Source organism: Flavobacterium chryseum (genome assembly GCF_004362015.1).
Classification (GTDB): Bacteria; Bacteroidota; Bacteroidia; order Flavobacteriales; family Flavobacteriaceae; genus Flavobacterium.
Map to the genome: position 1 here is coordinate 236992 of NZ_SNWW01000004.1, position 13500 is coordinate 250491.

General features: G+C 29.5%; 15 protein-coding genes. All 15 read left to right on the forward strand.

Annotated features, from left to right (window positions below; translation table 11 throughout):
- Positions 1–10 precede the first annotated feature (10 nt).
- The 15 genes from EV143_RS09940 (at position 11) to EV143_RS10010 (ending at position 13480) form a co-directional block, all read left to right on the forward strand.
- A complete protein-coding gene (locus EV143_RS09940) occupies positions 11–1156 on the forward strand; it encodes an N-acetyl sugar amidotransferase (RefSeq protein WP_133507788.1) in 1146 nt (381 codons plus the stop codon).
- A complete protein-coding gene (hisH, locus tag EV143_RS09945; RefSeq protein ID WP_133507789.1) occupies positions 1153–1764 on the forward strand; it encodes an imidazole glycerol phosphate synthase subunit HisH in 612 nt (203 codons plus the stop codon). Before EV143_RS09940 ends, hisH (EV143_RS09945) begins: the two co-directional genes overlap by 4 nt.
- Positions 1764–2543 (forward strand): HisA/HisF-related TIM barrel protein, encoded by a 780-nt coding sequence (locus tag EV143_RS09950; RefSeq protein WP_133507790.1) that lies wholly within the window; start codon positions 1764–1766, stop codon positions 2541–2543. Before hisH (EV143_RS09945) ends, EV143_RS09950 begins: the two co-directional genes overlap by 1 nt.
- Positions 2530–3078, forward strand: coding sequence for an acyltransferase (locus tag EV143_RS21960; protein ID WP_133507791.1), 549 nt, complete (start codon positions 2530–2532; stop codon positions 3076–3078). Before EV143_RS09950 ends, EV143_RS21960 begins: the two co-directional genes overlap by 14 nt.
- Positions 3079–3177: 99 nt before the next feature.
- Complete coding sequence (locus EV143_RS09960; RefSeq protein ID WP_133507792.1) at positions 3178–4443, forward strand: oligosaccharide flippase family protein; 1266 nt, start codon at positions 3178–3180, stop codon at positions 4441–4443.
- A complete protein-coding gene (locus tag EV143_RS09965) occupies positions 4440–4964 on the forward strand; it encodes an acyltransferase (RefSeq protein WP_243739833.1) in 525 nt (174 codons plus the stop codon). The genes EV143_RS09960 and EV143_RS09965 overlap by 4 nt, the downstream gene beginning before the upstream one ends.
- 27 nt (positions 4965–4991) lie before the next feature.
- On the forward strand, positions 4992–6302 hold the full coding sequence (locus EV143_RS09970) for a hypothetical protein (RefSeq protein WP_208111264.1): 1311 nt from the start codon (positions 4992–4994) through the stop codon (positions 6300–6302).
- A 3-nt stretch (positions 6303–6305) separates the two neighbouring features.
- Complete coding sequence (locus EV143_RS09975; protein ID WP_133507794.1) at positions 6306–6830, forward strand: acyltransferase; 525 nt, start codon at positions 6306–6308, stop codon at positions 6828–6830.
- Between the two features lie 33 nt (positions 6831–6863).
- Complete coding sequence (locus tag EV143_RS09980) at positions 6864–7997, forward strand: glycosyltransferase (RefSeq protein ID WP_133507795.1); 1134 nt, start codon at positions 6864–6866, stop codon at positions 7995–7997.
- 12 nt (positions 7998–8009) lie between these two features.
- A complete protein-coding gene (locus EV143_RS09985; RefSeq protein WP_133507796.1) occupies positions 8010–8918 on the forward strand; it encodes a glycosyltransferase family 2 protein in 909 nt (302 codons plus the stop codon).
- A 140-nt stretch (positions 8919–9058) separates the two neighbouring features.
- Positions 9059–10117, forward strand: a complete 1059-nt coding sequence (locus tag EV143_RS09990; RefSeq protein ID WP_133507797.1) for an oligosaccharide repeat unit polymerase — start codon at positions 9059–9061, stop codon at positions 10115–10117.
- A gap of 90 nt (positions 10118–10207) precedes the next feature.
- Positions 10208–10942 (forward strand): glycosyltransferase, encoded by a 735-nt coding sequence (locus EV143_RS09995; protein WP_133507798.1) that lies wholly within the window; start codon positions 10208–10210, stop codon positions 10940–10942.
- 2 nt (positions 10943–10944) lie between these two features.
- Entirely contained in the window at positions 10945–12087 is a 1143-nt protein-coding gene (locus EV143_RS10000) for an N-acetyl sugar amidotransferase (RefSeq protein WP_133507799.1), read from the forward strand.
- The gene (hisH, locus tag EV143_RS10005) at positions 12084–12698 is read left to right on the forward strand and encodes an imidazole glycerol phosphate synthase subunit HisH (RefSeq protein WP_133507800.1); all 615 of its coding nucleotides are present in this window, start codon (positions 12084–12086) and stop codon (positions 12696–12698) included. Before EV143_RS10000 ends, hisH (EV143_RS10005) begins: the two co-directional genes overlap by 4 nt.
- Before the next feature lie 2 nt (positions 12699–12700).
- Positions 12701–13480: an AglZ/HisF2 family acetamidino modification protein gene (locus EV143_RS10010; protein WP_133507801.1), complete on the forward strand. Its 780-nt coding sequence runs from the start codon at positions 12701–12703 to the stop codon at positions 13478–13480.
- The last annotated feature ends 20 nt before the right edge of the window (positions 13481–13500 follow it).

The window sequence follows — 13500 nt, forward strand, 5'->3', positions numbered from 1 at the left end:
AATATTAGTAATGAGCGAAAAGAAAATAACTTGGTGTAAAAATTGTTTAAATATGTCTACCAGACCAAGAATTACATTCGACGAAAGAGGATGGTGTAATGCTTGTCAGTGGATGGAAGAAAAGAAACAAATTGATTGGTCACATAGACAAAAACAACTAGACGAATTAATTACGAAATACAAATCTACAAACGGAAATTTTGACTGTATTGTTCCTGTTAGTGGAGGTAAAGATGGTTCATATGTTGCATATATGTTAAAACATAAATATGGTATGAATCCATTAGCAGTTACCGTGCGTCCTGCTTTATCATTACCAATTGGGGATCAAAATCTTTTTAATTTTATTCAATCTGGATATGACCATATTCATATATCTCCTAATCCAGTAGTATTAGACAGACTTAATAAATATGGATTTATTGAAAAGGGATTTCCTTATTATGGATGGTTAATTGCTATAATGACTGCTTGTATTAAGACAGCTGCAAACTTTAAAATACCATTGATGTTTTATGGTGAAGATGGCGAGGTTGAATATGGAGGTTCAACTGAAAGCAAAAATAATCCTTTATATGATATTGAATATATGAAGAAGATATATTTAGAAGGAGGACATCAAATCGTTTTTGATCGAATTAGAGCTGATGGGGATATATCTGAAGCTGACTTAGCATTTTTTAAATTTCCAACCGATGAAGAAGTTTCTCAAATAGGACTTTCTTTTACACATTGGTCTTACTTTGAAGCTTGGGATTCTTACCGAAATTATGTCGTAGCAAAAGAACATTGTGGTTTAATTGAAAAAGAAGAAGGAAGTGTAGATACATTTACTAATTTTTCTCAGAACGATCAGGCTTTGTATACTTTACATGCGTATTTGATGTACTTGAAATTTGGATTTGGAAGAGCAACTCAAGATGCGGGTATAGAGATAAGAAGAGGTTCTATGACGAGAGATCAAGCTTTAAACTTAGTTAAAATGTATGATAATGCCTATCCTTACGATTTAATTGATGTTTTTCTAGAGTATTATAAAATGACTAAAGAAGAATTTGATGCTGTTTTAGATAAATATGCTAATAAAGATTTGTTTGAAAAAGTAGATGGTATTTGGTCGCCAAAATTTGTTCCTGGAGAAGATTTTACTATATGAAAATTGTAATCGCCGACTATGGCATGGGAAATATAAAATCAATCGTAAGCGCATTAAATTATTTAGGTGTTGATGATATTGTAGTTTCTGCGGATTATGAAACTCTTAAAAGCGCGGATAAGATAATTCTTCCCGGTGTTGGGTCATTTGGAAAAGCTATGATCCAGATAAAGCAAAATAATCTGGATCATTATCTTAAAGAAATTGTTGTAGAAAATAAAAAACCTTTAATCGGAATTTGTTTAGGAATGCAGCTTTTAGGGACTTCAAGTACAGAAGATGGGTTTACAGAAGGGCTTGGTTTTGTTAATGGGCGCTGTATAAAATTTGACAATACAGATTTAAAAGTGCCGCATGTTGGATTTAATCAGTTAAAAACTGAAAATAGATTTAAACTATATGAAGGGCTTACAGGAGAATCTGATTTTTATTTTACACATAGTTACAAAATGGTAAGTGAAGATGAAATCAATCAATCTTATTGTAATTATGGCGATGACTTCATAGCAAGTTTTGAATATAATAATATCGTTGGAGTACAATTTCATCCTGAACTAAGCCAAAAAAATGGATTAAGATTATTGAAAAACTTTATTGAAAACTTCTAATGTTAAGAAAGAGAATAATATTTGCATTGATTTATAGTGACGGCTTTTTTATGCAAAGTCGTAATTTTAGATTGCAGAAAGTAGGCAATTTAAATTGGCTTGAGAAGAATTATAAATTTCAAAACATTGCTTTTTCTTTAGATGAACTTGTTGTTTTGGATGCATCTCGATCAAATAAATCTATTAGTGATTTTGCTAAAACAATCGCAAATTTAGTGAATGATGTTTTCATTCCAATTGCCGCTGGTGGTGGTATAAGAACGATGGAAGATGCAGAATTACTTTTCAAAAGTGGAGCAGACAAGATTGTCTTAAATACTGTGTTATATGAAAACAAAGATTTGGTTCGATCTTTAATAAAGAAATATGGATCTCAAAGTATTGTTGCATCAATTGACTATAAAAAAAATAATAATGATTTTGATGTCTTCACTAATGATGGTACTATAAAAATTGACATCAATTTAGAAGAATATTTACTTTATCTTGAAAATCTTGAAGTAGGAGAAATATATCTAAATTCTATGGAAAAAGATGGTACAGGTTTTGGATATGACTTTGATACAATTGAAAATTTTGAATCTAAAATTAAAACACCACTTATAATTGCAGGCGGTGCAGGAAACGAATCTCATTTTATGGATGGACTAAAATATAAAAATGTTAGTGCTGTAGCAACTGCAAATTTATTTAATTTCATTGGAGACGGTCTTCCAAAAGCAAGAAAAAAATTAATTGAATCAGGTGAAAATTTAGCAAATTGGAATGTTGATAATTGATATTATAAATAAAATAAAATACAATCTGGGAGCTGATAGAATTGGACCAGATCTTCCTTTTACCCATTGGAGATTGTATTATAAAAAACAAATGTTATCTCTTTGTAAAAAGAAATTCAAGCATTTTTCTGATACAGCAGATTTCAGACCTGGTGCGTATGCCGTAGGATGTTCTAAAATAAAGATTGGTAATAGGGTTGTTGTTCGTCCCGGAGTAATGCTATTTGGAGAATCTGAAAGTCTAGAAACTTCAATTATTATTGAGGATAACGTAATGATGGGATGTGGAGTACATATTTATATCAACAATCATAAGTTTGATCAACCGGACATTCCTCTTATTGATCAAGGATACTATCCAGATGAAGCAGTAATTTTAAAAAACGGCTGTTGGATTGGAGCAAATTCGATCTTATTACCAGGTATCACAATTGGCAATAATTCTGTAATAGGCGCAGGTTCGATTGTTACAAAATCTATACCAGATGGAGTTGTAGCGGTCGGAAGTCCAGCTAAAATAATAAAGAAAATTTGACATTACAGATCTATTAATTTATTTCCATTCTTTTTTGATAAAGCACTATAATATCAATTATTTAATTACTATTTTTTATAAACATCGTAAAATCATTAGATGAATTTCTTAAAATCTTTTTCCATTTATACTTTTGCTTCAATTATTGAAAAGGGAATTGCCTTTTTTCTGCTTCCCATATTTACATTTTATTTAAGTACAAAAGATTTTGGAGTTTTGGCACTTATAACTTCAATAATTAGTTTTGGACTTCCTTTAGTTACTTTAGGTGTTCAGGGTGCAGTATCTGTTGCTTATTTTAAGGGAAACAGAGAAAATTATCCTAGTTATTTTACATCGGCAATTATTCCACCTTTCTTTGTTGCACTTTTTTTAATTTTAATAATAATAATTTTTCAAGTTCCTATAGAAAATTATTTAGAAGTTCCTATTGCTTGGGTTATGTTTATTCCACTTTTTTGTTTTTTGTCTTTTTTTAATTCATCACTTTTAATAGATTATCAAATAAAAGATCAGCCAACTAATTATATAACATTTAGTCTTGCGGGTTCTATTTTAAATATAGTTTTTTCGTTGATATTAGTAATTATATATAAGTTTGGCTATCAAGGCAGGTTATTGGGCCAATATGCTTCTGTTTGTATTTTTTCTGTAATTGCTGGATATATATTATATAAAAAAAGAAAGTTGCTTGTAAGGGATGTAAGCTGGATAAATATCAAAGATTCTCTTATATTTGGTTTACCTCTTATTCCCCATATTATTGGAAGTTTAATAATTAATATGTCGGATAGGTTATTTATAGATTATTTTCAAGGTAAAGAACAATTAGGAATTTATAACCTTGCTTATGTTTTAGGGTCTGCAATCTCAATTTTATGCGCTGCTTTTGCCAACGCAATTATTCCATTTAGTTACGAATTGTTTGAGCGTAATACTTATGAAGCAAAATTAAAAGTAGTTAAAGTATATTGGATGTTTATTGGTTTATTAATTATTGCAGTTTTTCTCGTTTGGTTAATAACACCATATATATTTATGTGGTTTATTGATCCTAAATTTGCTACAGGTATTGAATTTGTAATTTGGATAACAATTGGATATTTTTTTCAGGGAATGTATTTGTTGTTTGCAAATATTATTTTCTATCTAAAAAAAACCAAAATTTTATTTTATCTGTCTTTTATTAATGTTATTATTAATATTGGACTAAACTATTATTTAATTTCTACATTTGGAACTATTGGTGCAGCTTATGCTACTTGTATAAGTTTTGTTGTTTTTTTTATTACAATTGCAATTTACTGTCACAAATTGTATCCATTACCTTGGTTGGGATTCATATTAAAAGAAAAAAAATTATGAAATTTATTATCAGGTTGTTTGCTAAAATTTATTCTACACTAAAAGATTCGTATGATTTGAATGTATATGATGGATATAGAAAAAAGTATAACATTCATGAAAGTTTTCGTTTTAATGGTGAAAGTACTTTAATGTATGGGGATGGAAAAATTACAATATTAGAAAATAGCTACATAGGCCGTCATTCTTTAATTCAGGTTGCTGGAGGATATGAAGTTTCAATAGGTAAAAATTGCAGTATAGGGCCATGGTTTAAAATTTGGACTCAATCAACAAATGTCGATGCAGATTTTAATTTTGCCGAGCAAAGGAAAGATAAAATAGGAAGCGTAATTATAAAAGATGCGGTATGGATTGGAGCAAATGTACTGATATCACCAAATGTTACAATAGGAAATAATGCTATTATAGGAGCAAATTCAGTAGTGACAAGCGATGTTCCTGATTTTGCAATTGTTGGAGGTGTTCCTGCTAAACTTATTAGATATAAGTCTATAATTAGTAATCAATTATCTAATTAAATTATAAATGTGTAAGTTTTTGATAGTATGAAAATGAGTATGCTGGATGATTTGAACTATCCTTATTCAATAGAGGAACTATATCCTGGTGAATCGGGGTTAATGATAAGAAAAGCTTCTTTTAGTAGTATCTTTTTAATGATTTCTAAGTTGGTTTTTCATGCTCTTAAGCAGTTAAATCCATTCTCGAAAAAAAACATTTTCCCGAAGAATATTGAAACTGTAGTCATTATTTGTTCGTTAAATCAACATAGGGCTCTGCAAAATCTGCTTGAGGTTATTCCTAATGTGCTGGTAATTTCTGATTTTCCTGTTAAATCTGAAAACAATATCATTGTAAATAACAGAGGTAATTGTTGGCTTTCTCTTCTTTATATGCCAAAGCTTGTTATTAACCTTATTAAGCAAAAAGGCTTTAAATATAGGTCAATGCTTTATCATTTTGATCACTACCTAAATGCTCCAGGCGTTTATAGTAATGCATTAAAACAGCTGAATGAAATTAAGCCAAAATCACTTCTTGTTGCAAATGACCATGTTTTTTTTACAAGAAGTTATTTTAGAGCTGCAGAAAAACTTGGAGTGAAAACTATTTATACGCAACACGCTTCTGTTTCTGATCTTTTCCCTCCTCTGGAGTACGATTATGCCTTTTTAGATGGTGACGAAACTTTAGATAAGTATACCTCAAATGGAAAGACATATTTATCGGACATATTTTTAAGCGGTTCACCAAGATTTGATAAAATTCCTTTGACTTCTGAAATTAATATCTATGAATTAGGAATAGCTATTAATGTACTAGATAATAAGGACAGGGTTTTGAATTTTGTAAAAATGCTTTCTGCAAATAATATAAATTTTATTATGCGTCCACATCCCGGTCAGCCGGATATTGATTTTTGGAGGCAATATTGTGAAGAAAATGATATAGGTTATTCCAATTCACTTAAAGAAAGCCCAATAATTTTTATTGCTTCTGCCAAGTGTTTTGTGGTCGGAGATTCGGGTCTTCACCTAGAAGTTGCTCTTTGTAAAAAAATAAGTTTCTATGTCAATTTTCAAAATAATGAAGCTAGTGATTGTTATGATTATGTAAAGGAAGGACTTGTTGATATTAAATGTGAAAAAGATATCATTGATATTTTTAGAAATAAGAAAACAGAGCAGGTTTCTGTTGATAAAGTAAAATATTATGTAGCAAATTTTGAAACAGAATATTGGGGTAAATCTACAAGTTTAATTGCTAAAACTATAAAAGAAATAAATGAAGGAAAAAGCTTTAGTAAATGGCAACCCAGATCTGGTAAGAAAAAAATATTTGAAATTAAGCAATAAAGTATGATAGGAAGAATATATAGTAAATTACGACGTATTTATTACAATAAAATTCTCAAGAAAAAATATGCGAAAAGAGTTTTAGTTGTAGCTAAATTAGTAAAAGGTAAAATTTATATAAATAATCCTTCAACAGTTACGTCTAACACTATTTTAGGTGAGAATGTACATTTTAATGGCATGGATATTTTTGGAGAAGGAAAAGTTATAATAGGGGATAATTTTCATAGTGGCACAGGTTGCGTTATTATTACGCATTATCATAATTATGATAACGGAACTGCTATTCCATATGATGATACTTTGTATCATAAAGATGTAATAATAGAAGACAATGTATGGCTGGGAAATAATGTAACTATTGTTGGAGGAGTAACAATAGGAGAAGGAGCTATTATTCAAATAGGAAGTGTAGTAGTTTCAAGTATTCCACCAATGATGATTGCTGGAGGACATCCCTGTAGGCCTTACAAATCAAGGAATATTGAACACTATAATAAATTAAAAGCAGAAAAAAAGTTTAATTAAGTTTTCCTGCTTTTACAAAGATAAGATTAAGTAATGAAAAAAAACATATTATTTATAACACATGATACTTTATTATACGGTGCAAATCAGTCATTGATCAATATGGTATCTTCTTTAAAAGACAAAGGTGTTATGACAAAAGTTATTTTTCCTGACAAAGGTCCTATTTGTAAACATTTTGATGATTTAGCAATTGAATATTCAATTGTAAGGTATAAGTCTGAATCGATTGATCCTCGTAAAAATGTCAAAAGTAAATTTTTAAATTTTTTGAGGTTGCTAAATAAAGCTGTTACAAATGGTATAGCTATAAAAAAACTTCAGAAAATTGTAAAAGTTCATAATATAACTATAGTTCATTCAAATTCAAGCGTTGTAGGTATTGGTCAAAAATTAGCAAAAAAAGAAAATATAAGACATGTATGGCACTTGCGTGAATATATTGATCTTGATCATGGAATGGATATTTTTGGGGGTATAGAAAAATTAAAGAACAGAATAAAAAAATCAGATAAAGTTATATGTATTTCTGAAAGTATTTTGCAACATTTTGGTGTTCAAAATAATGCAATTGTGTTATATAATAGTGTGAGAAAGATTGCTAATTCTTTTCAGTCCAAAAGAAAAAGGGATTATTTTCTATTTTGTGGTTCTTTAGTAAAAAATAAAGGTGTAGAAGAAGCCATTAATGCTTTTTATAATGTTTTTCAACACAATAACACTATACGGCTTTGTATCGCAGGAGGTGGGGAATTTGAATATGAAGAATATTTAAAAAACTTGGTATCTCAGTTAAAAATTGAAGCTAATGTTGAGTTTTTAGGTTTTAGAAAAGATGTTGATGTTCTAATGTCAAATGCTTTGGGATTATTAATGTGCTCGAAGAATGAAGCTCTGGGTAGAGTTACTATTGAAGCTATGCTCAATTCATGTTTAGTAATAGGATTTAACAATGCAGGGACTGCGGAACTAATAAAAAATAATTTGACAGGTTTTTTGTATATTGAAACACAAGAACTATCAGATTATATGTTAAAAATAGTAAACGATTCAGCTGATAATTTTGAACAAATTAGATTAAATGCATATAATTATGCATGTGCTAACTTTTTAGAAAAGCACTATGGTATAAATCTAATTAATTATTATAATAGCTTTTCTTTGTGAAAAAATAATTGAATGAAAGAAAATAATGATATATCAATTGCTGTCGCTACCTATAATGGTAGCAAGTTTTTATATGAACAGCTGCTTTCTATAATTAATCAGACTTTTGTACCTAAGGAGATAATAATTGTTGATGATTGTTCCAAAGATAATACAGTACAAATTATCGAAAATATTAAAAAGGACTATCCCTTCATTAAACTTTTTACAAATGAGATTAATAAAGGACCTGTAGCCACATTTGAAATAGCAATTTCAAAATGCAGTGGTAATTATATAGCGCTTTGTGATCAAGATGATATCTGGGAGCTTAATAAATTAGAGTTAAGTGTTGCTGAATTGAAAAAAATTGAGGAAGAAAATGTTCCTTCTGTTGTTTTTACCGATTTACAATTAATTGACGAAAAGGGTAATATTATTGGAGAAACTTTTTGGGAATCTCAAAAACTAAACCCTGTTAAAATGGATTTTTACAAGACATTATTTTTAAACAGCTTGACAGGATGTACGGTTGTTTTTAATAAAAGTATGAAAGATGAACTTGTTAATATCCCTAAAGAAGTTGAAATGCATGATTATTGGATAGCTTTAATAGCGTTAGGATTAGGCAGATCCAAGCCATTGTCTTTTTCAACAGTGAAGTACAGAAGCCATGAAAATAGTGTTACAGTTAAAGATAGTATAAGCAATATTAAGAGAATTAAAAAATTTATAAGTATTTTATTTAGTTCTGATAGAAATTACATGCAAAGTAATTTTAAACAAGCAGATTTATTTCTTGACATTTATGGAGATAAACTGAATAAAGAAAAAAGAAAACAGCTTGTTAATTTTATCAAATTAGGCAATAAGAATAGTATATTCAGAAATATATACATTGGATGTTTTAAGTATTTATATATATATATTCATAGCCTTTAAATTTTTTTTTCATGGAGTATGGATTATCAAACCTGTATAAAACTTGGATAACTAGACTGTTTTATTTCTTTTTTATTGTGACTTTATTATTTCCAGTCATAATAATCAATAAAATGGTCTTTATATCTATAATACTCCTTATGGTTTTTAACTATAAAATTTATAGATTTAAGACTATAGCTCCATTTGTAATTTTTCTTATTTTTTTATGGGGATTCATACATTCTTTTTTTTATTATTCTGATCGGGCAATTAGTCTCCAATTCTTTTTGTCCACCTTAGTGCTTTTTTTAATATATCCTATTAACAAATACAAGATAGATTTAGATAGAATAGCGAAGGTTTCCGGAATCATAATGGTAATTTATACATGGATCTCGTTTTTTATCGTAACAACTGGGTTACCTTTTTCAGATGCTTATTACGATTTTTTCTTTAACTACAGTACAGGAAGTTACAGTTTAAGGGATTTTGTAGATGATGGAATTATCACTTTTCAAATGGGAACTCTTCCATTTCTTTATCTCTCACTTGTGCTTTATTATGTTTCCTTTTTGAAAGAGAAAAAAATTGGTAAAGCTATTATATTACTTATTTTTTTTGTTACACTTGCATTAGGTGGCTCAAGAGCTTCAATTCTTACTACAATAATTACTTTGGTTATGATTACGTTCATTAAGTCCAGTAATATTAATAGAATTAGATTTTTATTTATAAGTATACCTGTTGTGATAACTGTTGGTTCATATATACTTATAAATACAAATGTTTTTGATAAAGGGGAGGTATCAAATGCAGTTAAGTTAGGTCATTACAATTCTTTTTGGGAAAACTTGAATTTTTTTAATTTTTTTTTGGGAGAAGGGTTAGCATCATACTATTATTCTGAAGGAGCGCATGCTTTTAAAGCCTACACAGAGATAACACCACTTGATATGTTGAGATATTTTGGGTTTATACTTACTCCTATTTTATACATATACATGCTTTTTCCCATAAGACGTATTACAGCTTATTTTGGAGAAAATTTTTTATTTTTTGTTACTTTTTTTATGTACGTTGTAAATTCTATGACAAACCCAACGATGTTTAATTCTTACGGTTTTTTGATTGTTCTATGGTATTGGAGCAAGATATTAAATACTTCAGAAATAAAGGGGAGTGAAGTGATAAATGAAGTAAAAACTGTTAAACAATAAATAGGATTTATAGTATCTTTTAACGATATTTATATTAAAAATCAAAACAAGATTGTAACTAAATTTAAATAAAAGACAAAAAAATAAAATATGAATATAAGCGTTTGTATGGCAACATATAATGGGACAAAATATATTGAAATACAATTACAATCAATTCTTAGACAATTGGATCTTAACGATGAAGTGATAATATTAGATGATTATTCTACAGATGAAACCCTTGATTTAGTCAGAAAAATTGATGATAAAAGGATAAAGATTTTTAAAAATGAAGTTAACAAAGGACATGTATACTCGTTCGGTCGAGTAATAGAATTAGCAACTAAAGATATTATCTTCATGTCAGATCAGGATGATATTTGGCTTGATGGGCGTGTCAAGCTTATGAAAGATAAATTGTTAAATTCTGGAGCTTTACTGATTTCAACGAATTCAAACTTTATAGATTCAGATGGTAAAATACTTGATTTCAGCCTTGATGGTGTTAGTTCAGAATCATCAGCAAGACATTTGAAAAATATTATCGATATCTTTATAGGGAAAACAAACTATGTAGGATGTGCAATGGCTTTTAAAAAAGAATTAAGAAATCTTATTTTACCTATACCATTTTATGTTGAATCTCATGACTTATGGATTGCCATGGGAGCTAATATAATTAAGTCTAATCTTCATATAGATGAGCCAACACTTAGCAGAAGAATACATGGGGAAAATGCCAGTATAGTTAAAAGAAAACTGCTCCCTAAGTTGTGGTCAAGGATTATATTTTTAATATCATTGATGCACCTATATTATAGAAGTTTATTAAGAAAAAAATAAAAATGAGCAAAAGAGAATTTCAAGTTTGTACTAAGACCATAATGGATACTACGGATCCAAATATTATTTTTGATGAAAATGGTATTTCAGATTACTATCATAATTTTCATAAAGCAATCTTGCCTAATTGGCATACAGATGAAAGAGGATATGAAGAGTTAATGAATGTTGCTAAAAAAATAAAGAAAGAAGGTATAGGTAAAGAATTTGATTGTATAATAGGATTAAGTGGGGGGCTTGATAGTTCTTATGTTGCCTATGTTGCAAAAGAAGTTATGGGGCTTCGCCCGCTATTATTTCATGTTGATGCAGGCTGGAACACACAGCAGGCGGTTGGAAATATTGAAAAACTAGTTAATGGACTTAAGTTAGATCTTTTTACAGAAGTAATTAATTGGGAAGAAATTAAAGATCTACAGGTAGCTTTTCTTAAATCACAAATCGCTGACCAGGATTTACCACAGGATTATGCTTTTTTTTCAGCATTATATAAATTTGCACGAAAAAATAAAATTAAGTATGTTTTAACAGGAGGTAATTTTTCTACAGAATGCTGTAGAGAGCCTCTAGAATGGGGTGGATTTCCAGGAATCGACAAAACATTACTAAAAGATATACACACTAAATTTGGTAAAAGAAAATTAAAATCATTCCCATTAGTTGATATTTTACAATACAAATTGTTTTATAAATATATTTTAGGCATGCAGGTTTTTAAACCTCTAAACCTAATTCCATATATTAAAAAAGATGCAGAAAAACTTCTTGAAAGTAAATTTGGATGGGAAAAATTCCAGCATAAACATCATGAGTCTAGATTTACAAGATTTTATGAAGATTTTTGGTTACCTAAAAAGTTTGGTTATGATAGAAGAAAATCTCATTTTTCTAGTTTAATACTTACCGGCCAACTTGAAAGGAGCGAGGCTTTGGAAAGAATCAAGCAGCCTGTTATGAGTGAACAGTTTATGAGACAAGAGTTTGAATACATAGCGAACAAATTAGGCCTTACAGTTCTGGAACTACAAGCTATTTTTGAAGGCGAAAATAAAACATTCAAAGATTATAAAAGTAAATATGGACTAATTAATCTAGGTGCAAAAGTGATGATGAAAATAGGACTTGAAAAAAGATTGATTCGATGATTGTAATAATAAACTATGGTTTAGGAAACTTGAATGCTTTTGTAAATATTTTCAAACAGTTAGATATTACTGTTAAAATCGCTAATCACGCCTCTGATTTAGAAAATGCTACTAAAATTGTACTTCCGGGTGTCGGTGCTTTTGATCATGCCATGACAAAGCTTAACGAATCAGGAATGAGAGAGACTTTAGATTATTTGGTATTGAATAAAAAGCTTCCTGTAATTGGTATTTGTGTAGGTATGCAGATACTTGCAAAGTCTAGTGATGAAGGCATTTTGCCAGGACTTGGTTATATTGATGGTGTTGTTAGAAAGTTTGATACTTCTCATTTTAAACAAAAAACCCGCCTGCCCCACATGGGATGGAACGATATTGAACCACAGCCGGGACACAGCCTGTTTAAAGATCTCGAAAAAGTACCACTGTACTATTTTTTACATTCTTATTATTTTGAATGTAATAAGGTTGAAGATGCTATTGCAACAGCTAATTATGGAACCAAATTTGTATGCGCAGTCAATAAGGATAATATTTATGGAGTACAGTTCCATCCGGAAAAAAGCCACCATTATGGAGTTCAATTATTAAAAAACTTTGCAGATTTATAATTATGTTAAGACCTAGAATTATTCCATGTCTGTTGGTTCACGAAAAAGGATTAGTAAAATCTGTAAATTTTAAGAACCATAAATACGTAGGAGACCCAATCAACGCTGTCAGGATTTTCAATGAAAAAGAAGTTGATGAATTGATGGTAATCGATATTGATGCTACTGTTGAAAACAGAGAGCCTGATTACAAAATGATTGAATATTTGGCTGCGGAATGCAGAATGCCATTATGCTATGGAGGCGGTGTTAAAACTGTTGAGCAGGCACAAAAGATATTTAGTCTTGGAGTAGAAAAAATTGCGGTTAGTTCTGCAATTATTGAAGACCCTGATTTTATAACAAGAATGGCCGAAAAAGTAGGTACGCAAAGCGTTGTCGCTGTACTTGATGTAAAGAAAAAACTTTTAGGAGGATATGAAGTATACACACATAACGGAAAGAAAAAGACAGGTAAAAATCCTGTAGAATTTGCTAAAGAACTTGAAAAATTGGGAATAGGAGAGATCGTAATTAATTCTATTGATAATGATGGGGTTATGAAGGGTTATGATATGGGAATTATTGAGAAAATTCGTGAAGCAGTGAGCATACCTATGACAGTTTTAGGAGGTGCAGGATCTTTGGAAGATATTAAACAACTGATAAAAAAGTTTGGTATCATAGGAGCATCTGCAGGTAGTCTTTTTGTATTTAAAGGAGTATATAAAGCTGTACTTATAAATTATCCATCAAGAGAAGAAAAAGACAATCTTATTATGGATAATTATATTTCTATATAATAATTAAAATAGAACAATTT

Excerpts from the sequence above, each read along its gene's own strand:
- EV143_RS21960 (WP_133507791.1), top strand. The coding sequence starts at position 2,530 with ATGTTGATAATTGATATTATAAATAAAATAAAATACAATCTGGGAGCT.
- EV143_RS10000 (WP_133507799.1), top strand. The coding sequence starts at position 10,945 with ATGAGCAAAAGAGAATTTCAAGTTTGTACTAAGACCATAATGGATACT.
- hisH (WP_133507800.1), top strand. The coding sequence starts at position 12,084 with ATGATTGTAATAATAAACTATGGTTTAGGAAACTTGAATGCTTTTGTA.
- EV143_RS09965 (WP_243739833.1), top strand. The coding sequence starts at position 4,440 with ATGAAATTTATTATCAGGTTGTTTGCTAAAATTTATTCTACACTAAAA.
- EV143_RS09980 (WP_133507795.1), top strand. The coding sequence starts at position 6,864 with ATGAAAAAAAACATATTATTTATAACACATGATACTTTATTATACGGT.
- EV143_RS10010 (WP_133507801.1), top strand. The coding sequence starts at position 12,701 with ATGTTAAGACCTAGAATTATTCCATGTCTGTTGGTTCACGAAAAAGGA.
- hisH (WP_133507789.1), top strand. The coding sequence starts at position 1,153 with ATGAAAATTGTAATCGCCGACTATGGCATGGGAAATATAAAATCAATC.
- EV143_RS09985 (WP_133507796.1), top strand. The coding sequence starts at position 8,010 with ATGAAAGAAAATAATGATATATCAATTGCTGTCGCTACCTATAATGGT.
- EV143_RS09995 (WP_133507798.1), top strand. The coding sequence starts at position 10,208 with ATGAATATAAGCGTTTGTATGGCAACATATAATGGGACAAAATATATT.
- EV143_RS09990 (WP_133507797.1), top strand. The coding sequence starts at position 9,059 with ATGGTTTTTAACTATAAAATTTATAGATTTAAGACTATAGCTCCATTT.
- EV143_RS09950 (WP_133507790.1), top strand. The coding sequence starts at position 1,764 with ATGTTAAGAAAGAGAATAATATTTGCATTGATTTATAGTGACGGCTTT.
- EV143_RS09970 (WP_208111264.1), top strand. The coding sequence starts at position 4,992 with ATGAAAATGAGTATGCTGGATGATTTGAACTATCCTTATTCAATAGAG.
- EV143_RS09975 (WP_133507794.1), top strand. The coding sequence starts at position 6,306 with ATGATAGGAAGAATATATAGTAAATTACGACGTATTTATTACAATAAA.
- EV143_RS09940 (WP_133507788.1), top strand. The coding sequence starts at position 11 with ATGAGCGAAAAGAAAATAACTTGGTGTAAAAATTGTTTAAATATGTCT.
- EV143_RS09960 (WP_133507792.1), top strand. The coding sequence starts at position 3,178 with ATGAATTTCTTAAAATCTTTTTCCATTTATACTTTTGCTTCAATTATT.